19 protein-coding genes and 1 tRNA gene are annotated in these 22,449 nt (G+C 63.1%); 7 read left to right on the top strand and 13 right to left on the bottom strand.

The window, feature by feature from the left end; translation table 11 throughout:
* Positions 1-41 precede the first annotated feature (41 nt).
* Positions 42-1,199, bottom strand: coding sequence for a two-component system response regulator (locus ACIOVD_RS06980; RefSeq protein ID WP_159996723.1), 1,158 nt, complete (start codon positions 1,197-1,199; stop codon positions 42-44).
* Positions 1,200-1,454: 255 nt separating this feature from the next.
* On the opposite strand from ACIOVD_RS06980, the gene ACIOVD_RS06975 reads away from it, so the two are divergent.
* Both ACIOVD_RS06975 and ACIOVD_RS06970 read left to right on the top strand, forming a co-directional pair.
* Positions 1,455-2,942 (top strand): DUF3300 domain-containing protein, encoded by a 1,488-nt coding sequence (locus ACIOVD_RS06975; protein WP_401126805.1) that lies wholly within the window; start codon positions 1,455-1,457, stop codon positions 2,940-2,942.
* A 38-nt stretch (positions 2,943-2,980) separates the two neighbouring features.
* Positions 2,981-3,856, top strand: a complete 876-nt coding sequence (locus ACIOVD_RS06970; RefSeq protein ID WP_401127000.1) for a DUF2950 domain-containing protein — start codon at positions 2,981-2,983, stop codon at positions 3,854-3,856.
* A 5-nt stretch (positions 3,857-3,861) separates the two neighbouring features.
* Here the strand turns inward: ACIOVD_RS06970 and ACIOVD_RS06965 are convergent, their stop codons facing one another.
* The 7 genes from ACIOVD_RS06965 to ACIOVD_RS06935 form a co-directional block, all read right to left on the bottom strand.
* Positions 3,862-4,500 carry a dihydrofolate reductase family protein gene (locus tag ACIOVD_RS06965; RefSeq protein WP_401126803.1) on the bottom strand — a complete coding sequence of 213 codons (639 nt, stop codon included), beginning with the start codon at positions 4,498-4,500 and terminating at the stop codon, positions 3,862-3,864.
* Positions 4,501-4,543: 43 nt separating this feature from the next.
* Positions 4,544-5,959 carry a DUF2252 domain-containing protein gene (locus ACIOVD_RS06960; RefSeq protein WP_401126801.1) on the bottom strand — a complete coding sequence of 472 codons (1,416 nt, stop codon included), beginning with the start codon at positions 5,957-5,959 and terminating at the stop codon, positions 4,544-4,546.
* A gap of 254 nt (positions 5,960-6,213) precedes the next feature.
* Positions 6,214-6,498 (bottom strand): type II toxin-antitoxin system RelE/ParE family toxin, encoded by a 285-nt coding sequence (locus ACIOVD_RS06955; protein WP_095171608.1) that lies wholly within the window; start codon positions 6,496-6,498, stop codon positions 6,214-6,216.
* Positions 6,488-6,730, bottom strand: a complete 243-nt coding sequence (locus ACIOVD_RS06950) for a CopG family ribbon-helix-helix protein (protein ID WP_095171606.1) — start codon at positions 6,728-6,730, stop codon at positions 6,488-6,490. Before ACIOVD_RS06950 ends, ACIOVD_RS06955 begins: the two co-directional genes overlap by 11 nt.
* Positions 6,731-6,883: 153 nt before the next feature.
* Positions 6,884-8,887 (bottom strand): U32 family peptidase, encoded by a 2,004-nt coding sequence (locus tag ACIOVD_RS06945; protein ID WP_401126798.1) that lies wholly within the window; start codon positions 8,885-8,887, stop codon positions 6,884-6,886.
* A gap of 121 nt (positions 8,888-9,008) precedes the next feature.
* Positions 9,009-9,389 carry a RidA family protein gene (locus ACIOVD_RS06940; RefSeq protein WP_095171602.1) on the bottom strand — a complete coding sequence of 127 codons (381 nt, stop codon included), beginning with the start codon at positions 9,387-9,389 and terminating at the stop codon, positions 9,009-9,011.
* 156 nt (positions 9,390-9,545) lie between these two features.
* Positions 9,546-9,620 (bottom strand) — tRNA-Gln (locus ACIOVD_RS06935).
* 356 nt (positions 9,621-9,976) lie between these two features.
* Here ACIOVD_RS06935 and ACIOVD_RS06930 point away from each other — a divergent pair.
* The 5 genes from ACIOVD_RS06930 to ACIOVD_RS06910 all read left to right on the top strand — a co-directional run bounded on the left by ACIOVD_RS06930 (position 9,977) and on the right by ACIOVD_RS06910 (position 16,933).
* A complete protein-coding gene (locus tag ACIOVD_RS06930) occupies positions 9,977-11,350 on the top strand; it encodes a glutamine synthetase family protein (RefSeq protein ID WP_095171600.1) in 1,374 nt (457 codons plus the stop codon).
* Between the two features lie 7 nt (positions 11,351-11,357).
* On the top strand, positions 11,358-12,749 hold the full coding sequence (locus ACIOVD_RS06925) for an aldehyde dehydrogenase family protein (RefSeq protein WP_401126796.1): 1,392 nt from the start codon (positions 11,358-11,360) through the stop codon (positions 12,747-12,749).
* 3 nt (positions 12,750-12,752) lie between these two features.
* Positions 12,753-13,913 carry an iron-containing alcohol dehydrogenase gene (locus ACIOVD_RS06920; RefSeq protein ID WP_401126794.1) on the top strand — a complete coding sequence of 387 codons (1,161 nt, stop codon included), beginning with the start codon at positions 12,753-12,755 and terminating at the stop codon, positions 13,911-13,913.
* Between the two features lie 146 nt (positions 13,914-14,059).
* The gene (locus ACIOVD_RS06915) at positions 14,060-15,625 is read left to right on the top strand and encodes an amino acid permease (RefSeq protein ID WP_401126792.1); all 1,566 of its coding nucleotides are present in this window, start codon (positions 14,060-14,062) and stop codon (positions 15,623-15,625) included.
* 480 nt (positions 15,626-16,105) lie between these two features.
* On the top strand, positions 16,106-16,933 hold the full coding sequence (locus ACIOVD_RS06910) for a 5'-nucleotidase, lipoprotein e(P4) family (protein ID WP_401126999.1): 828 nt from the start codon (positions 16,106-16,108) through the stop codon (positions 16,931-16,933).
* A 38-nt stretch (positions 16,934-16,971) separates the two neighbouring features.
* Here ACIOVD_RS06910 and ACIOVD_RS06905 read toward each other — a convergent pair whose 3' ends face one another.
* From ACIOVD_RS06905 to ACIOVD_RS06885, 5 genes are all read right to left on the bottom strand, one after another.
* Positions 16,972-17,496: a transporter suffix domain-containing protein gene (locus tag ACIOVD_RS06905; protein WP_401126790.1), complete on the bottom strand. Its 525-nt coding sequence runs from the start codon at positions 17,494-17,496 to the stop codon at positions 16,972-16,974.
* Between the two features lie 40 nt (positions 17,497-17,536).
* Positions 17,537-17,989 (bottom strand): YMGG-like glycine zipper-containing protein, encoded by a 453-nt coding sequence (locus ACIOVD_RS06900; protein ID WP_095171590.1) that lies wholly within the window; start codon positions 17,987-17,989, stop codon positions 17,537-17,539.
* Positions 17,990-18,077: 88 nt separating this feature from the next.
* A complete protein-coding gene (locus ACIOVD_RS06895; RefSeq protein WP_401126788.1) occupies positions 18,078-19,484 on the bottom strand; it encodes a purine-cytosine permease family protein in 1,407 nt (468 codons plus the stop codon).
* 53 nt (positions 19,485-19,537) lie between these two features.
* A complete protein-coding gene (locus tag ACIOVD_RS06890) occupies positions 19,538-20,278 on the bottom strand; it encodes a TorF family putative porin (protein ID WP_095171587.1) in 741 nt (246 codons plus the stop codon).
* Positions 20,279-20,396: 118 nt separating this feature from the next.
* On the bottom strand, positions 20,397-22,139 hold the full coding sequence (locus ACIOVD_RS06885; RefSeq protein ID WP_401126785.1) for an amidohydrolase: 1,743 nt from the start codon (positions 22,137-22,139) through the stop codon (positions 20,397-20,399).
* Between the last annotated feature and the right edge of the window lie 310 nt (positions 22,140-22,449).

The following is a 22,449-nucleotide window of genomic DNA, read 5'->3' as shown; positions in this document are numbered from 1 at the left end:
ATCCTCGTGAACCTGATCGAAAAAGCCCCGCACGCGCGGGTTCAAGGCGTCTGCCCGCTGCGTTGCAGGGCCGCCAACTGCACGGCCATGTCCTGGTCGGTATCGGCGAAACGCTGGGCGATCTCCTGGAACTGTTCACAGCAGGCCAGGAAGGCATCGCAGATGTCCGGGTCGAAGTGGCTGCCGCGCCCCTGAGTGATGATCTCGACAGCCTGCTCATGGGGCATCCCCGCCTTATACACACGCCGGCTTATAAGCGCGTCATAGACGTCGGCCACTGCCATCAACCGCGCGCTGATGGGGATAGCGTCCGCCACCAGCCCCTGGGGGTAACCGCTGCCATCCCATTTTTCCTGGTGGCTGTAGGCGATCTCCTTGGCCAGGCTGAGGAACTCGGCGCGTATGCCCAACTGGTCCTCGGCGCGCTGGATGGCGTCACGCCCAAGGGTGGTGTGGCTCTTCATGATCTCGAATTCCTCTGCGCTAAAGCGTCCCGGCTTGAGCAGGATATGGTCGGGAATGCCGACCTTGCCGATGTCGTGCAGGGGCGCCGACTTGAACAGCAACTCGATGGTCGCCACGCTGAGAAAGTGCCGGAAACGCGGGTGATCCTGCAGATGTTCGGCCAGCACCTTGACGTAGTGCTGGGTGCGGCGGATGTGGTTGCCGGTTTCGTTGTCGCGCGTCTCCGCCAGGGAGGCCATGGCCTGGATCGCCACGTCCTGGATGGCGACCACCTCGCGGGTGCGACGCTGCACTTCCTGTTCGAGGTAGTCGTTGTGATCACGCAGGAAGTCGGCCGCCGCCTTCAGCTTGAGCTGGGTGTCGACCCGCGCCAGCACCAGTGCCGGCCTGATCGGCTTGGTGATGTAGTCGACCGCGCCCAGCTCCAGGCCATGAATCTCGTCCTCGGTGCCGGCCATGGCGGTGAGGAAAATGATCGGAATTTCGCGGGTATGAGGATCGTCCTTGAGACGCCTGGCCACTTCATGCCCGGACAGCCCAGGCATCATCACGTCCAGCAGGATCAGGTCCGGCAGCGAGTCACCCTGGAGCAGGCGCAAGGCTTTTTCCCCGCTATTGGCGACCTTGACCCGATAGCGATCCTTGAGCAGGTCGGTCATCAGCAACAGGTTATCGGGCGTGTCGTCGACCACCAGCAAGGTCGCACGGGTGTAATGACTCGGTTGGCTATTCATCGCAGGCCGCTCCCTCGCCAGACATTGGCATCCCCAGGCGGCATTTCCAGCCTGGCGCTGGAAAGCGTAGTTGCAGTTTTGCGCACTTGCCGAACCGTTGCGTGCGGAAAAGAACGGGAGTTTCCTGGCAGTTTTTTAAGCTTTGCTACTATTAGCGAACGGTATCGACACCGACGCCTGCGGCTTGCACAGTCGGCTGACACTTCCCTGGTTTTGAATCACCCCTCTCAACCTGCCTGAGCCCATGGAGTTGCAATGCGCATTCCATTAATTTACGCGTTCTCAGCCGTCCTTTTTGTCAGTGCAGCGGCCAGCCAGGCACAAAGCGTAGCGCCGGCCGCCAGTCCACCCGCCAGCACCACTGCGCCAGCGCCGGTCACGGCAGCGACCAAGGACCCGGTGTTTACCCAGGAACAGCTCGACCAGATGCTGGCGCCTATTGCCCTGTATCCCGACCCCCTGCTGGCCCAACTGCTGATGGCCAGCACCTACCCCGGGGAAATCGCCGAGGCGGTGACCTGGTCCAAGGCCCACCCGGACGCCAAGGGCGATGACGCGGTCAAGCAGGTGGCGAGCCAGCCGTGGGACCCGAGCGTGCAGGCGCTGGTCGCGTTTCCCCAGGTCATGGTCACGCTGGGCCAGGATCCGGTCTGGGTCCAACGCCTGGGGGATGCCTTCCTGGCGCAGCCCGACGACGTCATGGAGGGCGTGCAACGCTTGCGCCGCCAGGCGCAAACCGCCGGCAACCTGCAGAGCAACCAGTACCAGAACGTCACGGTCCAGGCCGCTGCCCCGGCACCGGCTCCAGCCGCCAGCTCCAGCAGTTCGGCGCCCGCCCCGGCCAGCAGCACCTCGACCATCATCCAGCCCGCCGACCCGCAGGTGGTGTACGTACCCACCTACAACCCGACCACCACCTACGGCACCTGGCCCTACCCGGCCTCGCCACCGGCCTACTATCCGCCGCCGCCCGCCTATTACCCGGGTTCGGCGCTGATGGCCGGGTTGGCGTTCGGCACCGGCGTGGCGATCGTCGGCGCGTTGTGGGGCGAATGTGACTGGGACGACAACGATATCGACATCGACGTCGATCGCTACAACAACATCAATGCCAACAACCGCATCAGCAACAATCAGAACAAGTGGCAGCACAACTCCGCGCACCGCAATGGCGTGCCCTATCGCGACAACCGCAGCCGCCAGCAATACGGTCGCCAACTGGACGGTGCCACTCAGCGTGAGGCCTACCGCGGGGACAACGCCCAGCGCGCCCAGGCTCGGGAAAACGCCCGTAGCTCGATGGACAAGCACGGTATCGAACGCCCCGCCACCAGCAACCGCGAAGCCCGGGACCGGGTGCGCGAAGCCCAGTCCGGTGCCTCGGCGGGCAACCGCATGCAAGCGAGTAACGAGCGGCCACGGACTACGGACCGCAGCCAGGGCACGCCCCGGACCACCCGCGACAATCAGCAGCCGCGCCAGCACAACCGGCAGGTCAACCAGCGCGACCAGCGGCCGGCGCAGGCGCGCCAAACCACGCAAAAACGCCCGGCCGCCACTCAGGGCGCGGCGCGCAACAATGCCTTCGCCGGCGCGCGCTCACCGTCCCAGGTCAACGCCCAGGCCAATCGTGGCCGTGCCAGCCAAGTCTCCGCGCAGCGCCCCAGCGCCTCGCGCGCCGCTGGCCATCAAATCAGTCGACCATCCAGCGCACCCGCGCGCCAACGGGGGAGCCGTCGTTGAATAACCATCCTCGCAGCAAGCCACTCACCGGCCGGCTCCTGCATGCCCTGGGGCTGACTGTCGGCCTGGCCTGGTCGTGCCTGGCCAGCGCCCAGCAGGAATTTGCCACGCCTGAACAGGCCGCCCAGTCGTTCGTCGAAGCGTTGGGCAGCAAACACGCCGACCACGAGCGCCTGACGGCGTTGCTGGGCAATGAGTGGCGTAGTTTCATCCCGCGTGAAGGTGCCGAACGCCAGGATGTCGATGCGTTCATCAAGCAGTACCACGAACAGCATCAGATCGAGCAAACCAGCGACGGCAAGGCGCTGCTGTCGGTCGGCAGCAACCACTGGACGCTGCCGATCCCCCTGGTCAAAAGCGCCAACGGTTGGCGCTTCGACATCAAGGCCGGCGGCGCCGAAGTCCGGGCCCGGCGCATAGGCCGCAACGAACTCTCTGCGGTACAGGCGGCGCTGGCCTATCACGATGCGCAGATGGAATATGCCTCAATCGACCGTGACGGCGATGGTGCCCTGGAGTATGCGCAAAACCTCTTCAGCCACCCGGGCCTGCATGACGGGCTCTATTGGGCAGACGACGACAGCGGCCAGATCAGCCCGCTGGGCCCCTCCTTCGGCAAGACCGTTGCCGGCGAGGATTGGCACGGTTATCACTTCCGCATCCTGCATGGCCAGGGACCCTCGGCCCCGGGCGGTGCCTACAGCTACCTGATCGGCGACAAGATGAGCCGGGGGTTTGCCCTGATCGCCTGGCCGGCAAAATACGCCGACACCGGGGTGATGAGCTTCATGATCAGCCATGAAGGCCAGGTGTTCGAAAAAGACCTGGGGCCGGACAGCGAGAAGCTGGCCCAGGGGATGACCGTCTTTGACCCGGATGACAGCTGGAAGGAAGTCGGGCCGGACGAAGAGTAACGCGCTTAGCCGCCTGGGCCGGGCTCGTCAAAGGTTCCCGTGCGCACCTCACCGCAGTACACATAACGGGTCAGCAGCACGCCGCCGGGGGTGCTGCTGGACTCCACCAGGGTGAAAGCCGCCGCTTGGGCGCTGTGGTCGAACAGGCGCTTGCCCTTGCCCAGCAGGATCGGAAATATCATCAGCCGCAGTTCGTCCACCAGGCCTGCCACCAGCAGTTGGCGCACCAGATCACCACTGCCCTGGGTCAACAGTTGAGCGCCCTGCTCCTGCTTGAGCGCGCGTATCGACTCCGTCAGGTTGCCCTGCAATCCATGGCTGTTGTGCCAGGCCAGGGTCTCGGGGTGATGGGTGGCTACATGTTTGGGCACGCTGTTGAACAGGTCGGCGATAGTGCGGTGATCGGCATCGGCCTGGCTGTACTGCGGCCAATAGGCCGCGAAGATGTCGTAGGTCCGGCGCCCCAGCAGCAATTCGAACGGCAGGGAAAACAGTGCCTGTATCGCCAGGCCGGAAACCGGGTCGGCATAAGGCACGATCCAGCCGCCATAGCGGAAGCCGCCGCAGGTATCTTCCTGTGGCCCGCCGGGGGCTTGCATCACCCCATCCAGGCTGATGAACGCGGCAACGATAAGTTTGCGCATGGTTATCTCCTGCTGGGGCCTGGTGCGACATCAGCGCCGCGCCTCACTCCTCTTCTCGCAACGCGATGATCCGCCCGGATTTTTCGGCGGCCAGCAGCGTGCCATGGTCGGCGGCATTCTGATCGGCATAGGCGATAGCAAACTTGCCGATGGCCTGGTCGAAGGAGTCGGTCTTGCCCAGGTAACCACTGATGAGCGCCGCATCGCCGGATTTGGCGTGGGCGCGGGCCAGGGTCAGGCCGCACCACTGGGCGTACATTTTCATCCGCGCGGCGGATACGCCTTCGATCGGCGCGGACATTTTCATGTCGCGCAACTGCCGGACAAAAAAACAGCGGCCGTTCTGGCTGCGGGTCCAGCCCAGGAAGATGTCGCTGGAGGACTGCATCAGGCGCTGCCCGGTGACCACTCGCTGACCGTGGTTGTCGTAGTTGCTCTTGCCGGCATAGGGCGCCAGGACCGAAGGACAGGCCTCCTTGAACTGCAGGAGCAACGGGTGATTTTCCGCGGAAAAGAACAGGCCGACAAAACAGTAGGTACCGACGCTCCCGATGCCCACCGCCTTGACCGCAATGTCTTCCAGGCGGTAACGATCGAACAGCACGCGCCGCTCATGGGGCAGTGACAGCCGATAGTCCTGGAGCGTCAGTTGGACGTTGCGCATGAAACCCTTTTCATACACATGAAACAGGATCGGCGGTTGATCGATCAGGCGCCGGCGCCCGCCGACTTCGCCGCTGATCTTGGGGTAGAGGTAATCACCGACCCGCATCCGGGCCTTGGCGACCACTTGCTCGCGGATTTTCTTGATCTGCGCATTGGGCGCCATGTCGATGATCGTTTGCGCGTCCAGGCAGTCGTACCAGACGTCCATCGGGTTCATCCTGGAAAACCTGCGCAGGTGCTCGCGGTAGGCGCCCATGCAGCCGGCGGCAATGGCTCGCGCTTCTTTGTCGCCGAGGTCGTTGTCGCGCGCGGCCACGGCAAAGCTGATCGCCAAGCGTTTGACATCCCACTCCCAGGGCGCGGGCAGGGTTTCGTCAAAGTCGTTGATGTCGAAAATCAGGTTGCGCTCGGGGGTGGCGAACAAGCCGAAGTTCATCAGGTGGCAATCGCCGCAGGCCTGGACCTGGATGCCGGTCGTCGGGGTAGCCGCCAGGTCATGGGCCATCAACCCGGCAGAGCCGCGCAAGAAGGTGAAAGGGCTGCGCAGCATGCGGCCGTAGCGCACTGGCACCAGGTTGGGCAGTCGATAGCGGTTGGATTCTTCGAGCAGCTCGATGGCGTTACGCTGCTTGCGCGCGGGCTTCCACTGGGCGTGTTGGCCATGGGGCAGGCGCTCGCGCAATAACGCACCGGCGTACAGCCGCTCCTTGCGCGACTGAAAAACCTGTTCGTCGCCGGTGTCGTCCGACGGCTCTGGATTGCCGGCGGCAGGCCTGCTTTTTGGCGGGGGCATGTGCCCTCCTACGCTCAACGAAGTCTGATTCGCTTGGGCACAGGACCTGATAATTCGACTGTTCCATCAGCCCGCAGAAGACAGGTGCGGCGGTAGGCTAGAAAGCGCCAAAGCTAATGGTTCAAGCGTAGCAGCTCTTATCCTGGGTGCTGCATAGCGGGGACGCAATCAACAGATAACACTCTAGGATGGGCAGGGGTTACTTGAGCGCGGTGCGACGAAGGAGTGACGAGACGGATCAGATTTCGCCGACATCACCACTCGGAACGTGGGCGCTGTCGTGTGTGGAATACGCCAAGAACTTGAAGGCGATCATCGCGTATTCGATAGGGAATGAGATAGGACCAGTTGGGCACCGCCCATTCACGTGTGTTTTTGACCCGGCCTTCACGGCCCATAGCTGGAAACCGGGCCAGTTTTTCTACACTGGCGAAGACAGCATCGGAAAAGTCGTTGGCAGCCTTGGGATTTTCAAGGGCAATGTAGCTAGCTTCGTCTTCCAGGTTCTTCAGGGCTCTTTCCAGCCACTCAACCCGCACTACGGCTCCAGCGACGAGCACGCATCGCTGCTACCTGGTCCTCAGTGGCAAATTTGCCCTCGTCGGCTTCTTTTACCGCCAATTCGATCTGTGCAGTCAGCGCACGCTCATGCGCGATGTAATCGCGAAGAACGTCCATCGCGAGATAGCTCGCGCTTTGCCCGTTGGTCTTGGCCAGATCGGCGAGGGAGTTTGATAGGTCTTCCGGCAGGATCAGGGATATCCCGGTCATGGCAACCTCGATGGTGGATATTTGTTGGGCATCTTACACCGTCAACTGCTGACTTGGAGCAGCAGGCCGCCGAGAGGTGTATCTCGAAGTGAACCTGCCCCTTCTTTGCCCGACAGGCGAACGCGACGCCTTGGCATCGCGTTCGCCTGGCACTCAGTGAGGGGCGCGGACGATGGTCTTGAGCAGGTCCGCCGGGCTGATGTGCCCGACTACCTGCTGTTGCACGCCACTGCCCGGCTGGGGCAGGTCGAGGATGTGGCCCTTGATCTTGCCGACCACGTGCATTTCGCAGGGTTTGCAGTCGAACTTCAGGGTCAGCACTTCGTCGCCGTGGATCAGTTGCATCGGCGCGACCTTGGTGCGCACGCCGGTGACGCCCTTGGCCTGTTTCGGGCACAGGTTGAAGGAGAACCGCAGGCAGTGCTTGGTGATCATCACCGGCACCTCGCCGGTCTCCTCGTGGGCCTCGAAGGCCGCGTCGATCAGCTTGACCCCATGGCGATGATAGAAGTCCCGGGCTTTCTGGTTGTAGACGTTGGCCAGGAACGACAGGTGGGACTCCGGGTACACCGGCGGCGGACTGGTCTCGGCTTTGCGTCCACCCCTGGGATGGGCGTCGACCCGGGCTGCGGTCAGCGCTTCGATGACGTCGCGGCGCGCCGCCTTGAGCTGGGAGTTGGGGATGAAGTAGGCCTGGGGCGCATCCAGTTTGATCGCAGCGGCGTGGTACTGGGTGGTGCCCAGTTGACCGAGCAGATCGCGCAGTTGCTCCAGGGCCTGCTCGGGTTTATTGGCGACGCCGAACGGGCCTGCGAGGGCGACGCTGGCACTGATGCCCTCCTCGCTGGTGGCCGTCAGCTCCAGGCGCTCTTCACGCAGTTGCACGTGCCAGTCAACGCCCACCCGGCGTTCGGCGGAGGTCTTGAGCAGGGCTTGCTGCCAGTTGTGGTCGAGGTTGCGATTGAGCGGGTGATTTGGCCGGGCCTTGTACAAGTCCGCAGGCATCTCGTTGGGTTCGACGCGATAGCGGTAGCGCTTCTCGCCGTCTTCCTCGAACTCGCCCTTGGCCTCGGCGATGTTGGCTCGAAAGCCCACCACTTCGCGCTTGATCAGCACGTTGAGGCCGTCGCCGTTGGACAGCGGCTCTTGCGTGACCACTTGCAAATCGCGCTTGCCGACTTTTTCGACGATGCCCACCGGCAGGCCGGTAAAGGTCGGCGTGTCGAAGGCGCCAATGTCGATCTTGCGGTCACTGACGAAGTAGTCGGTGCTGCCACGGTGGAAAGTCTTTTCCGGGTCCGGCAGGAAGAAGTGCGCGGTGCGGCCGCTGGAGGCGCGGGCCAGGTCCGGACGGTCTTCGAGCACATCATCCAGGCGCTGGCGGTAGTAGGCCGTGATGTTCTTCACGTAGCCCATGTCCTTGTAGCGCCCCTCGATCTTGAACGAGCGCACGCCGGCTTCCACCAGGGCGCGGATGTTGGCGCTCTGGTTGTTGTCCTTCATCGACAGCAAATGCTTCTCGAAGGCGACCACACGACCCTGGTCGTCCTTGAGGGTATACGGCAGGCGGCAGGCCTGGGAGCAGTCGCCCCGGTTGGCGCTGCGGCCGTTCTGCGCATGGGAAATGTTGCACTGGCCGGAAAAGGCCACGCACAAGGCGCCATGGATGAAGAACTCGATCGCCGCGTCAGTCTCGTCGGCAATCGCGCGGATCTCCTGCAGGTTCAGCTCGCGCGCCAGCACCAGCTGGGAGAAGCCGGCCTGGTCGAGGAACTTGGCCCGGGCCAGGGTGCGGATGTCGGTCTGGGTGCTGGCGTGCAGCTCGATCGGCGGGATGTCCAGCTCCATCACCCCCAGGTCCTGGACGATCAGCGCGTCGACGCCGGCATCGTAGAGCTGATGGATCAGCTTGCGCGCCGGCTCCAGCTCGTTGTCGTGCAGGATGGTGTTGATGGTGGTGAACACCCGGGCATGGTAGCGCCGGGCAAATTCCACCAGGCCGGCGATTTCGCTCACTTCGTTGCAGGCGTTATGCCGCGCACCGAAGCTCGGTCCACCGATGTACACGGCGTCGGCGCCATGCAGAATGGCCTCGCGGGCAATGGCGACATCGCGGGCGGGGCTGAGTAATTCCAGATGATGTTTAGGCAGGGACATATTTTTTTAGTCGACTTGTCACGGTAGGTGCGCATTGTAGCGGCGAATCGCCGGAGCGGCACCCGTGTGCTGCCAGGTGGCGGCCGTTGCCTGGGCAAGGCCGCCGTCCGAGCCCGTCGACTCAGGCCTTGGCGGCCATCGCGGTGACTTCCACACGCATCCCTTCAACCGCCAGGGCGGCCACGCCCACGGCGGCGCGGACTGGCCATGGCTTGGCGAAGAAGCGCTGGTACACCTGGTTGAAGGCGGCGCGGTCGGCCATGTCGGTGAGGTAGATGGTCAGGTGCAGCACCCGGTCCATGGAACTGCCGGCCTTCTCCAGCGCGACTTTCAGCGCCTGCAAGGTGCACTCGCTCTGCAACTCGATATCACCCAGCTCCAGGCTGCCGTCGGCGCGAGTAGGAATCTGGGTGGAAACCAGCAGGCCGGCGAAACCGGCAACGTCGGAAGAGATCGAATCGGCGTCCGGATCGGGGATGAAGGTCAGGTCTTGGTTAGCCATGGGTGCTCCTGCTTGAGGGGGAAAAAGTCCCGCAGTCTACCGCCCCATCGCGCCCACGCTGAGTGATCCGCTGGAAAAAAATCCCAGGCACGGAAAAACCCGCGTCACGACCCAGGCCGGCGCAGCAGATTTTACGAGACAGATTGCTTTGGAAAATGGCAGGGGCGGCTGGATTCGAACCAACGCATGGCAGGATCAAAACCTGCTGCCTTACCGCTTGGCGACGCCCCTGTAGATGTAGCGACGAGTGCTGGGCACTCACTTGCTGAACCCTTGCACGACTGACGACCCGGTAAAGGCCAGTGCAAGAATGCGCGGAAATTTACCAAGTTTGTTCGAACCTGGGAAGCTTTTTTTTAACAAATTTGTTTGAAAACAGCTACTTGCTCATAAGTAATGGCCATGAGCGGCGTTCCCGGGCAGTTTTTTCCAGCTTTTGCGCGGCCAGACTTGCGCTTGGCGACAGTAAGCTAAGCTTTGAGCAGCTCATTGCACACGATGCTCATGCTGCAGGTTTTGGGGTTTTCTGGAGAGCGTCTGCAACGACTGATCAGACTGCCCTCCTCCTTGCCGCAGGATTTGCCGTGATGACCGAGCCCCTCTTAAGCTTCGAAGCACTCAAGCGCGCCGCTGCCAATGGCGAAATCGATACCGTGCTGGTGTGCATGGTCGACATGCAGGGGCGCCTGGTGGGCAAGCGCTTCCAGGTCGAGTTTTTCATCGACAGCGGTCACGAAGAAACCCACTGCTGCAATTACCTGTTGGCCGACGACATCGACATGGAGCCGGTGCCCGGGTACGCGGCCGCCAGCTGGAGCAAAGGCTACGGCGACTTTGTGCTCAAACCCGACATGAGCACCCTGCGCCGCGTGCCGTGGCTGGAATGCACGGCCCTGGTGCTGTGCGACGTACTCGACCATCACCACCGCCAGGACCTGCCCCACAGCCCGCGGGCGATCCTCAAGAAACAGGTCGAACGCCTGCGCCAGCGCGGCTACACCGGCATGTTCGCCTCGGAACTGGAGTTCTACCTGTTCGACGAGAGCTACGAGGCCATCCACCAGCGCAACTACCACCAGCCAAAAACCGCCGGGCACTACATCGAGGACTACAACATCCTGCAGACCACCCGCGAGGAACCGGTACTGCGAGCGATCCGCAAGCACCTGCAGGCCTCCGGCATTCCCGTGGAGAACTCCAAGGGTGAATGGGGCCCGGGGCAGGAAGAGATCAACATCCGCTACGCCGATGCCCTGACCATGGCCGACCACCACGTCATCATCAAGCACGCCTGCAAGGAGATCGCCCAACTGCAAGGCAAGGCGATCACCTTCATGGCCAAGTGGCGCTACGACGCCGCCGGCTCCAGCAGTCACATCCACAATTCGCTGTGGGACAAAAACGGCAAGAAGCCGCTGTTCTTCGAGGCCAAGGCCGAGTTCGGCATGTCAAAGCTGATGCGTGCCTGGGTGGCCGGGCAGCTCAAGTACGCCAACGACATCACCTGTTTTCTTGCGCCCTACATCAACTCCTATAAGCGCTTCCAGGCCGGCACCTTTGCGCCCACGCGTGCCGTCTGGAGCCTGGACAACCGTACCGCCGGCTTTCGCCTGTGCGCCGAGGGCAGCAAATCCATCCGTATCGAATGCCGGATCGGCGGCGCCGACCTCAATCCCTACCTGGCCTTCGCCGCCCTGATCGCCGCAGGCCTGGCCGGGATCGACGAGCAGCTCGAGCTGGCCGCGCCCTTCGAGGGCGATGCCTATGTCGACAGTCATTTGCCGGAAGTCTCCAAGACCCTGCGCGAGGCCTGCGCCGCGCTCAAGGGCTCGGGCATGTTGCGCGAAGCGTTCGGTGACGACGTGATCGACCATTACGTGCACACCGCCGAATGGGAGCAGAAAGAGTACGACCGGCGCATTACCGACTGGGAATTGCAGCGCGGCTTCGAGCGCTATTGAGACCGCCATGACTTCGACCATCCAACTGATTTCCCCGGTCGACGGCCGGGTCTACGCCGAGCGTCAGCGCGCCGATGCCGGGCAGATCGAGCTGGCCCTGGCGAGCGCTGCCAGCGCCCAGGCACTGTGGAAGCGCCGCTCGCTAGACGAGCGTGCGGCGTTGTGCAGTGCCGCCGTAGACGCGATGCTGGCGATGCAGGCCGAGATCGTCCCGGAGCTGGCCTGGCAGATGGGCCGTCCGGTGCGTTTTGGCGCGGGCGAGCTGCGCGGCTTTGCCGAACGGGCCCGGCACATGATCGCGCTGGCACCCCAGGCATTGGCGGCGGTCGAGCCGGAACCGAGCGCCGGGTTTCGCCGTTGGATCAGTCGCGAGCCGCTAGGTACGGTGCTGGTGGTCGCGCCGTGGAACTACCCCTACCTGACCGCCGTGAACAGCATTATTCCGGCGCTGATGGCGGGCAACAGCGTGATCCTCAAACACGCCTCGCAAACCCTGCTGGTGGGCGAGCGTTTCGCCGAGGCCTTTCGCCGCGCCAACCTGCCCGAAGGGCTGTTCCACAACCTGCTGCTCAGCCACCTGGATACCGCACAGATGATCGCTGGCGGCCAGGTCCAGCGGGTCAACTTCACCGGTTCCGTGGGCGGCGGCAAGGACATGCAACGGGCGGCCGTCGACGGTTTCCTCGGCGTCGGCCTGGAGCTCGGCGGCAAGGACCCGGCCTACGTTCGCGCAGACGCCAACCTCGACCACGCGGTGGAGAACCTGGTGGATGGCAGCTTCTTCAACTCCGGGCAAAGCTGTTGCGCTGTCGAGCGCATTTATGTCGCCGCCAGCCTCTTCCCCGCCTTCGTCGAACGGTTTGTCGCCCTGACCCGCCAGTACGTGCTGGGCAACCCGCTGGACCCAGCCACCACGCTGGGTCCGATGGTCACCCCCCAAGCCGCGGACCTGGTCCGTGGACAAATCGCCCAGGCCCTGGACCAGGGTGCCCGGGCCTTGATCAAGCCCGAAGATTTTCCCGCCGATGTGCCAGGCAGTGCTTACCTCGCGCCCCAGGTCCTGGTGGATGTCAGCCATCGGATGGCGCTGATGCGCGACGAAAGTTTTGGCCCGGTGGTGGGCATCATGCCGGTGCGCAGCGACGAAGAAGCCCTCGCCCTGATCAACGACAGCGAGTTTGGCCTCAGCGCCTCGATCTGGACCCAGGACCTGGCCGCTGCCGAACAGTTGGGCCACGCGATCGACACCGGCACCCTGTTCATGAACCGCTGCGATTACCTGGACCCGGCCCTGGCCTGGACCGGGGTGAAAAACAGTGGGCGCGGCGTCACCCTGTCGAGCCTGGGCTATGAACACCTGACCCGCGCCAAATCCTTTCATCTGCGCCACGAGATCTGAACCATGAGCCTGACGGGAAACTGGAACTACCCCACCAGCGTGCGCTTCGGTGTCGGGCGCATTGCCGAACTGGCCGACGTCTGCCGCAGCCAGGGCATCCAGCGCCCGTTGCTGGTCACCGACAGCGGCCTGGCACGGGCACCGATCACGGTGGCGGCAGTCGACGCCCTGCGCGCCGCCGGCCTAGGCGTGGCGCTGTTCAGCGACCTCAAGCCCAACCCGGTGGAAGCCAATCTGGCGGGTGGGTTGGAGGCCTGGCGCACTGGCCAGCACGACGGGGTGATTGCCTTCGGCGGCGGCAGTGGCCTGGACATGGGCAAGCTCATCGCCTTCATGAGCGGCCAGAGCCGGCCGGTCTGGGACTTCGAAGACATCGGCGACTACTGGACCCGCGCCGACGACAGCCGCATCGCCCCAATCATTGCCGTGCCGACCACTGCCGGGACCGGCTCCGAAGTCGGCCGGGCCGCGGTGATCATCGATGAACGCAGCCACACCAAGCGCATCATTTTCCACCCGAAAATGCTCCCGCGGGTGGTCATCAGCGACCCGGCCCTGAGTGTTGGCATGCCGGCCAAGATCACCGCTGGCACCGGCATGGATGCATTTGCCCACTGCCTGGAAGCCTACTGCGCCCCCGGTTTCCACCCGATGGCCGACGGCATTGCAGTAGAAGGCATACGCCTGGTGGCCGGGGCCCTGGTCCGTGCCGTGCGCACCCCAGCCGACCTCGAAGCCCGCGCCAACATGCTCGCGGCCGCCGCCATGGGCGCCACCGCCTTCCAGAAAGGTCTGGGCGGCATGCACGCACTGTCGCATCCGGTGGGGGCGCTGTACGACACCCACCACGGCATGACCAACGCCACTTTCATGCCCTATGTCCTGGCGTTCAACCGCCCGGCCATCGAGGAACGCATCACCCGCCTGGCGGCCTACCTGGGCCTGCCCGCTCCCGGGTTCGACAGCTTCCTGGCCTTCGTCCTCAAGTTGCGCAAGGACATCGACGTGCCCCATACCCTGGTTGAACTGGGGGTGGACGATCGCCAGGCTGGACTGATCGCCGACATGGCCGTGGTCGACCCCTGCGCAGGAGGCAATCCGCTGCCCCTGACCCGCGAGGGTGCGGCGCAGATATTTGCCGCGGCCTATCACGGTCGCCTCTAGAGCAGTCACCTGGCCATGGCCCGACCACGGGCCGGGACAGGGTTTACCCAGCAGTGACAGGAGCAGTACGACAAGGGGTTGAAAGCCAAGCCATCCGGCGCTGTCAGCGCGGGTGGATGCGTATCAAAACCTGAAGGGGCACCCACATGAAACCAGCCAGCCAGCCCGATAGCGGCACCCCCCATGACGACGACGTCAAGGTGCTGCACAGCATGGGCTACGCCCAGCAACTCTCGCGACGAATGGGGGTTTTCTCCAACTTTGCGATTTCCTTTTCGATCATCTGCATCCTCTCCGGCGGCATCAACTCCCTGGCCCAGGGCACCTCGGGGGCAGGCGGTGCGGCAATTGGCATCGGCTGGCCGCTTGGCTGCCTGATCTCCGGGGTATTTGCCCTGGCCATGGCGCAGATTTCCTCGGCCTACCCCACCGCTGGCGGGTTGTATCACTGGGGCTCGATCCTGGGTAACCGCTTCACGGGGTGGCTGACCGCCTGGTTCAATCTACTGGGGTTGGTGACCGTGCTCGGCGCCATCAACGTCGGCACCTACTACTTCTTTTTCGGCGCCTTCGGACCAGCGCTGGGCATGGAGGACACCACCACGGTCAGGGTGATTTTCCTGGCGGTCCTCACCGGCCTCCAGGCCCTGTGCAACCACTTGGGCATTGGCCTGACGGCAAAGCTCACCGACTTTTCCGGCTACTTGATCTTCGCCACGGCCCTGGCGCTGACGATCGTTTGCCTGGTCTCGGCGCCCAGCTATGAGTTCGCCCGGCTGTGGACCTTCGGCAACTATTCCGGCGCGGCTGGCGGCAATGTCTGGCCCGAGGCGTCGAATGCCTGGATCTTCATGCTCGGCCTGCTGCTGCCGATCTACACCATTACCGGTTACGACGCTTCGGCGCACACCTCCGAGGAAACCCGCAACGCGGCCATGTCGGTGCCCCGGGGCATGGTGATGTCGGTGGTCTGGTCGCTGCTGTTCGGTTGGGTCATGTTGTGCTCGTTCGTGTTGCTGTTGCCGAGCCTGGACGAAGCGGCCAAACAGGGCTGGAACGTGTTTTTCTGGGCCATGGACACCCAGGTCAATCCCAACGTCAAACTCGCACTGTACGTGGCAATTTTCGTTTCCCAGGTGCTCTGCGGATTGGCGACCGTGACCTCGGTGTCACGCATGATCTTCGCCTTCTCTCGGGATGGCGGCCTGCCCTTTTCGAAAACCCTGGCCTCGGTCTCGCCGACCTTCCGCAGCCCGGTCGCCGCGATCTGGACCGGCGCGACCCTGGCGGTATTGTTCGACTGGGGCTCATCGGTGATCTCGATCGGCGCCACCCCGGTCTACACCATCGTGGTCTCCTGCACGGTGATCTTCCTGTTCTTCTCCTTCATCATCCCGATCGTGCTCGGCCTGTTCACCTACGGCACGGCGAAGTGGCCGACCATGGGCCCCTGGAACATGGGACGCGGCTGGTACTCGCTGTTTGCGATTCTGTCAGTCATCTCGATGGCGGTGATCTTCATCATCGGCATCCAGCCACCGAACGATTGGGCGCTGTACATCACCATCGGCTTTCTGATCCTGACTGCAATCGTCTGGTTCGGCTTCGAAGCCCGGCGCTTCCAGGGCCCACCGATCGGCGACATGATCAGCAAACGCCAGGCACAGATCGCCGAAGCAGAAGCAGCGCTGAACAAAACCCCAGGAAGTTAAGCAAGGTAGAGACCTGTGGGAGCTGGCTTGAACTGCGATAGCGGTGTGTCAGGCACCATGGGTGTTGGCCTGGGATGGCCTGGAGAACACCGCGTACACCCTGAATGCATGCGATATCGTTAACGACCATCGCGGGCAAGCCCGCTCCCACAGGGTTTGCGGCGTACCCGAGGTTGGTGTTCGCCTGGAGAACACCGCGTACACCTTGAATGCACGCGATATCGTTAACGACCATCGCGGGCAAGCCCGCTCCCACAAGGGATGTCCCCTCAAGGATCAAAAGATCGCAGCCTACGGCAGCCCCCACATCACCGTCAGACACTGAGCACCATCGCCAGCAAACCGCAGGAATTACGCCCCATTGAGCCATAAACGCGACACCTGGATTGAGCAATAATCCCGCTTGGGATAGAACTGCCTGGCGGTATTTTTCCGACGCTGATCAATCCTCGCGATAAGGGCTGAACCTTGAAGACAACCATAACCAAAACCTTCGCCACTCCCCTGCTCCTGTCCTGCCTGCTGCTGTCCGGCACCGCCACTGCTGCCGAGCAGGCCAGCCCTTCTGCTTCGAACCTGCTCACTGCCGCCGTTGCCTGGAAACAGACCGCCGCCGAATTCGAGGCGCTGTACTACCAGGGTTTCAACGTGGCGAGAATGCAACTGGATCGGGCCCTGCAGGCGCACAAGGACGGCGACCGGCCGCTGGCGATCATCAGCGACGTCGATGACACCGTGCTGGGGAGCAACAGCTACTGGGGCTACATGATCAACGCCGACAAAGAGTTCTTCGACGATGCAGCCTGGGACAAATGGGTGGCGGACAATGGCCCGGTGGCCACGCCAGGCGCGGTGGATTTCCTCAACTACGCAAAATCCAAAGGCGTGGAGGTGTTCTACGTCACCAGTCGCGATCAAGGCGAAAAAACCTTCGAGTACGCCCTGGCCAACCTGCGCAAGAACAACCTGCCCTATGCCGATGAGCAGCACCTGACGGTGTATCGCGACAGCTCCAACAAAGAGCCGAGGCAGCAGGAAATCGCCAAGAACTACGAGGTGGTGGTGATGCTGGGCGACAACCTCAACGACTTCAAGCGCAAGTACTACGTGGGGGACGTCAAGCAACGCATGAGCCTGATGAACGAGGACAAACAAGAGTTCGGCCGCAAGTTCATCATCTTCCCCAACCCCACCGACGGCCACTGGCTGAAAGCAATTTTTGGCGACTCCGAGCCACCGGCCACCGCCGAGAACCACGCACGTTTCAAGGCCGCCGCCGGTTCCACGGCCTGGCAGCCCAAGCCGTAACCCGGTTCGAGTCCGAGGCTCCCTGGCGGAGCCCGGACTCAACCCGCCTGGCCAGTGACCACCCGGGCGTTACGCACGAACAGCGCCCGCACCTTGTCCCAGAAACTGCCCCCCAGCACAAAAAAGCTGCCGATCAGCATCGCATCGCCCAGCAGCTGGATCTGCCACACGTTGGGCCGCAAACCCGGCCAGAGACTGTCGACGTAAGGTTCCAGGACCGATGAGATCAGCGGCAGGCAGAACATCACGATGCCGATGGCATGGCGCACCGGCCCCACTTCCACGTCGGCACTCGGCGCCAGCCCGGAGACGTAGCCGAACAGGCTGCGCTTGACCCGCTGGAACCCGGCCTTGCCCATGACGGCGATGACCAGGATCAGCAGGATTTTGTTGCTGATGAACAGCGCACCGGTCAGGGCCGCGACTTTCGAGCCCGGGAGCCCGAGCGACGCCGCGATCGGCACCATGGCCCAAGAGCCGAGCATCACGCAGATGATGCCGATGCCCAATTTGAAGCGCCAGCCGGGGGCCGGGGTTTGAGCGACATCCTCGGGGGTCTTCATGGACCGCGTCCCTCACTTGAATTAACCCGCGCAAACAACCTCAGGGCGTGACCTGATAACCCTTGCCCTGCAGGCAGCTGGTATAGGCGGTGGAACTGGTCGAGGCGCTGGTCTTTTCCTGCTCCCGGCGCTCCTGCCGTTGCCGCGAGCCCCCCACTACCACGCCAGCCGCTGCGGTCTGCTTGGCGCGATCTTGACGATAGTCCTGCTTCACATCGTCGTCGACCCGGTCGTACACCTCGTCATGCTGGTTGCCGCGCACCGCGGCCCCCGTTGCACCGGCCGCGGCACCCACGGCGGCGCCGCGCAAACGTCCCCCGGAAGCCGTGTTGGTGCTCGCACTCTGGCTGGCTGCCACGTTATGGCATTCACTGATATCGAGCTGGGTTTGCTGCGCGCTCTGACCTTTTGTCGGCACTACCGTTTCCGCCCATCCCTGGGTGCAGGCAAGCGACAAGGCAGCGCACAGGCTAATGGATGACAACCTACTCATGATGACCTCCCTGAAGCCGTTGCACCGGCTCGGTGCAGTCAAACCAGTGTAGATCACCCACGGTTAGCCTCCTCGACAAAAATCTCCCCTAGACCGGGCGCTGCGGGACCACGGCCGGGGCCGTCGACCTGGCCAGCAGGTAGTAGAGGACGCCCGGCACCACCAGGCCGACGATCCAGGAAATATCCACCCCACCCAACTGCGCGACCATCGGCCCGGAATAGAAGTGGGTGTCGACAAACGGCAACTGGATCAACACGCCAATCACGTAGACGCTGATGCCCAGCACGTTCCAGCGCCCGTAGCGGCCCGCCGGGTCGGACAGGGCCGGGATGTCGTAGCGCTCCTTGTTGATGAAGTAGTAATCCACCAGGTTGATCGCGCTCCAGGGAGTGAAGAAGGTCAGCAGGAACAGGATGAAGTACTTGAACGAGTTGAGGAACGAGTACTGCCCCAGCAGCGCCAGCGTGGTCGACGCCGCGACAATCAGCAGCACGAATACCATGCGGTGCCGGGCCGTCAGCTGCAGGCTGCTGCGAAAACCACTGATGATGGTGGCCACGCACATGAAGCTGCCGTAGGCGTTGAGGGTCGAGACGGTGACCTTGCCAAGCACCACGCTCAAATACAGCAAGGAAGCGATCACTCCGGTGCTGCCCAGGCCAACGATGGTCGCCACCTCGTGCCCACGAAAGCCGGCGCCCGCCAACGCCGCGGCGAACACCCCCAGGACCATCGACGCCTGGGCGCCGAGCACGGTTCCCAGGCCAACGGCGGTGAAGGTTTTCCAGGACGAGGTGGTGCTCGGCAGGTAGCGCGAATAGTCCGCCACGTACGGACCAAAGGCGATCTGCCAGGAGGCCGAAAGCGACACCGCCAACAGGAAGGTGCCCCAGGCAAAGTGGCGGTTTTCCAGGAGCAGGCCGATGTCATTGAGGGTCAGCAGCCGGGTGAACAGGTACACAAAGGCAATGATCCCCAGCACACTCGCGACCTTGCCCACCAGGTGGATCACCCGGTAGCCGAAGATCGTCAGGAACGCGATGCACGCGGCAAAGATCAGGATCCCGGCGCTGTCGCTGACATCGATCAACTGGGCAATCGCCTGCCCCGACAACACCGCGCCCGTGGCGCTGAAACCCAGGTACATCAGGCACACCAGGACAATCGGGATGGCTGCGCCATAGACCCCGAATTGCACCCGGCTGGAGATCATCTGCGGCAGGCCCAGCTTCGGCCCTTGCGCCGCGTGCAGGGCGACCACCGCCCCGCCCAGCACCTGGCCGAGCAACAGGCCGATCAGCGACCAGAACACGTCGCCACCCAGCACCACTGCCAGGGCCCCGGTGACAATCGCGGTGATCTGCAGGTTGGCCCCCAGCCACAGGGTGAACTGGCTGTAGAGGCTGCCATGGCGTTCGGATTCGGGGATGTAGTCGATCGAGCGGGTCTCGATCAGTGGATTGCGCTTGGAACTCTCGATGACCTTGGTCATGAACGGTTTTTCCTTGGAGGAGCAGACACTGTTGTTGTTATCGCGGCGTCGACTTAGAACGCCTTGCTGGCACTGACCACGACGGTGGCCGTGCACAGGTCGTCATAGCCATACCAACTGGCACATTGGCTTTTTTTCAGGTTGGTGTCGACATAACTCAGGCCCCAGGTGACGCCCACGAACTCACGGCTGAGCTTGGCCTCCCATTCGTTGTAGGCCGAGCTCCCGCTGCCGTTGGTGGCCAGGAAGGCTTCATCCTTGGTGTCGTTGCGCCCCAGGCGCAAGTCCAGGCTCACCTCGGCCGGCAACACCAGGGTGTAGCCGAGATAGGCATACAGGGTGTCCTGGTCCTGGCCAAACACATTGGGTGTGTCGTTGGAGTAGTACGCACCCACCTTGACTCCATACAGGTCGAGGATGGCGTAGACCTCACTGAGGTTGAATTGGCCCTCCTTCGGGTAGTCGTATTTGATGTATCCCAGGTCCAGGCTGATGGCATCCGTGGCCTGCCAGAAATAACCGGCGTAGTACTCCATTTCCTGGCGGGTCTTGTAGTCATAGCCAAAGTCGACATTCGAGGTCCAGGCGCCCAGGTACAGGCCGCTGCTGTGTTGCAGCGTGGCGCCGAACTGCAGCGCCGGATCGCCAAGGGTCTGGGAGATTCCGCGGGAGCGGTAGTCACTGGCGGCGGTCAGGCTCATGTCCAGGCTGAAGTCGTCGCTGAGGGGCAACGCCTGGCTGGTGATTGGCAACAGGGCCAGGCTGGCCAGGGCGAAGCGAGAGAGTGCGTTCATGGAAAACCCTTGTTGTTATGAGTGTGCGGGTTATTGCAGGCACGGCGTTGCCGGACGCCTTGAGATGCAAGGCGCCCGGTGGTTTGGCTGGATCGCGGGTGTTAGGGGGTAGCGCGGTTCAGGACGCGGGGGCGTACACCTGCTTGCCGGCGAAGAAGGTCTTCAGGACCTGGGTGTCGAACAACTCGTCGTCACTGACCTTGAACACATCGCGGTCAAGAATGATCAGGTCAGCCTGCTTGCCCGGCGCCAGTGAACCGATCTGCCGCTCCAGGCGCAGGGTCTTGGCGGCGTTGAGGGTATAGGCATAGAACATGCTCTGGCGATCGAGACTTTCCTTGGCATTCAACACCCCCAGCGGGCCTTTGCGGGTACTGGCCTGGGCGATGGCGTTGAACGGATTGGGGCTGGACACCGGCCAGTCGCTGCCACCGGCAATCACCGCACCGGCGTCATGCAGCGAGCGGGCGGGATACTGGTAACCGTAGGCAAACGCGCTGATGTAGGGCTTGACCAGTTCCACCGTGTACGATTCGCCGGTGGCCCACAGCAACTGCATCGAGGCAATCACCCCCAGTTGCTTGAAGCGCGGGAACTCCTTGGGATTGACCAGTTGCAGGTGCGCGATGCTATGGGGCACCGGCGTCGGGCTGAGCTTGCGCGCGTAGGCCACGCCATTCAGGGCTTCACGCACCGCACGGTCACCGACCGCATGCATGTGCAGGATCCAGCCGCGCTTCTCGGCCGCCACCACCAGCTCACCGAAGTGCTCCGGGTCGATCAACAACTGGCCATTTTTATGGCTGTTCTTGAAGGGCACGATGACCGCCGCCGTCTGTCCGGGGAACTCGAGAATGCCATCGGCAAACACCTTGATCCCGGGGAACGTCAGGTTGGGTACGCCCTCGAACTGTTTCATCACCGTGGCCAGGACTTCCAGGTCCTCGGGCCGGCTCTTCGGATTGGTCAGCATCAGGGCCGCGACGTGGGCGCTGAGTTCGCCTTTCTCGGCCAGTGCGCGGTACAACGGCAGGACCCCGGTACTGTCGGCGGTTGCCTTGAAGTCGAACAGTGAATCGTCGCTCCCCGCATTCGCCGCGGCGTCCATCCAGGCAGTGACGCCATATTGGTTGTTGATCCTGACTGCCTCGCGGGCGGCCTTGAGCATGGTTTCCTGGCTGGGCGCAGGGATTTCGTTGCGGATCTTGTCCCAGCGCGATTCGGCAAAATAGCCGTTGGGGGTGAAGTCCGCCTCATGCCCGACAAAACTACGGTCCTGCTCCGACAGGCCCTTGACCAGCGCGGCATCGATCTTCAGGCGCTTGAGCATGGCGTTGTTGGCCCAGCCGGTATGCCCGTCGATGCCGCTGAACACCAGCGGCTGATCGGCCCAGCGGCCCTGATTGAAACGCTGGCCCATTTCGCGGCTTTTGTCCCAGTAGGCCGAACTGGTGCCGGCAATGCTGATCACGTCACCGGCCCGCGCGCGCCCGGCCTGGTCCTGCTCGATGATCCATTGTTCGAGCTCCGCCAGCGGCTTGACCTCGTCCAGCAGGTTGGCGCCCATGCTGTCGAAGGCCGCCACCACCGGGTGGCTGTGGGTGTCGATCAACCCCGGCATCAGCACTTTGCCGGCCAGGTCGATACGTTGGGTGTTGGCGTCGGCCAGGGCCTGGATCTCGGCGTCGCTGCCCACTTGCAGGATCTTGCCATCTTGCACCGCCACCGCCTGCACCAGCGCCTGGCCGGGCTCTGCGGTAAACACCTTGCCGTTGAACAGCACCAGGTCGGCCGCGGCCATCGCCGGTACCGCAGTGAGGGCCAGCGCGGCGGCCAGCAGGTTGGGAATCAATCGTTGCATCGGGACGCTCTCTTGTTGTTATCGGGCTGGCATCACCCTATAGAACACCAGCGCAGAACGGACCTCTACAAATGAGGAGGGGATACACAGGACAACCCTAGACCCAACCCGTGGGGGCGGGCTTGCCTGCGATAGGCGTAGGTATCTACACAACTGTGGTGCGACCAGGATGTTGGATTAGACCGAGTACATATCCATTTTTGCGGTAACGGCCACCTATGGTTCCGCTTTTACAGCGGCTCACTTTTGGAGGAGCCCAAAAGTAAGCAAAAGGCTCTTGCCCCACCACTCGGCATCTCGCTTGGGCTCG

Source organism: Pseudomonas sp. NPDC087626 (assembly GCF_044743405.1).
Taxonomy (GTDB): Bacteria; Pseudomonadota; Gammaproteobacteria; order Pseudomonadales; family Pseudomonadaceae; genus Aquipseudomonas.
Note: the sequence above shows the minus strand (reverse complement) of the source record. Positions and strands in the feature narration are given on the sequence as shown.

Bases quoted from the DNA above. Each gene is read 5' to 3' on its own strand.
- ACIOVD_RS06950 (WP_095171606.1), bottom strand. From the start codon at position 6,730: ATGACCGGGATATCCCTGATCCTGCCGGAAGACCTATCAAACTCCCTC.
- ACIOVD_RS06945 (WP_401126798.1), bottom strand. From the start codon at position 8,887: ATGTCCCTGCCTAAACATCATCTGGAATTACTCAGCCCCGCCCGCGAT.
- ACIOVD_RS06900 (WP_095171590.1), bottom strand. From the start codon at position 17,989: ATGAGTAGGTTGTCATCCATTAGCCTGTGCGCTGCCTTGTCGCTTGCC.
- ACIOVD_RS06965 (WP_401126803.1), bottom strand. From the start codon at position 4,500: ATGCGCAAACTTATCGTTGCCGCGTTCATCAGCCTGGATGGGGTGATG.
- ACIOVD_RS06905 (WP_401126790.1), bottom strand. From the start codon at position 17,496: ATGAAGACCCCCGAGGATGTCGCTCAAACCCCGGCCCCCGGCTGGCGC.
- ACIOVD_RS06960 (WP_401126801.1), bottom strand. From the start codon at position 5,959: ATGCCCCCGCCAAAAAGCAGGCCTGCCGCCGGCAATCCAGAGCCGTCG.
- ACIOVD_RS06920 (WP_401126794.1), top strand. From the start codon at position 12,753: ATGAGCCTGACGGGAAACTGGAACTACCCCACCAGCGTGCGCTTCGGT.
- ACIOVD_RS06890 (WP_095171587.1), bottom strand. From the start codon at position 20,278: ATGAACGCACTCTCTCGCTTCGCCCTGGCCAGCCTGGCCCTGTTGCCA.
- ACIOVD_RS06925 (WP_401126796.1), top strand. From the start codon at position 11,358: ATGACTTCGACCATCCAACTGATTTCCCCGGTCGACGGCCGGGTCTAC.
- ACIOVD_RS06885 (WP_401126785.1), bottom strand. From the start codon at position 22,139: ATGCAACGATTGATTCCCAACCTGCTGGCCGCCGCGCTGGCCCTCACT.
- ACIOVD_RS06930 (WP_095171600.1), top strand. From the start codon at position 9,977: ATGACCGAGCCCCTCTTAAGCTTCGAAGCACTCAAGCGCGCCGCTGCC.
- ACIOVD_RS06980 (WP_159996723.1), bottom strand. From the start codon at position 1,199: ATGAATAGCCAACCGAGTCATTACACCCGTGCGACCTTGCTGGTGGTC.
- ACIOVD_RS06975 (WP_401126805.1), top strand. From the start codon at position 1,455: ATGCGCATTCCATTAATTTACGCGTTCTCAGCCGTCCTTTTTGTCAGT.
- ACIOVD_RS06940 (WP_095171602.1), bottom strand. From the start codon at position 9,389: ATGGCTAACCAAGACCTGACCTTCATCCCCGATCCGGACGCCGATTCG.
- ACIOVD_RS06915 (WP_401126792.1), top strand. From the start codon at position 14,060: ATGAAACCAGCCAGCCAGCCCGATAGCGGCACCCCCCATGACGACGAC.
- ACIOVD_RS06895 (WP_401126788.1), bottom strand. From the start codon at position 19,484: ATGACCAAGGTCATCGAGAGTTCCAAGCGCAATCCACTGATCGAGACC.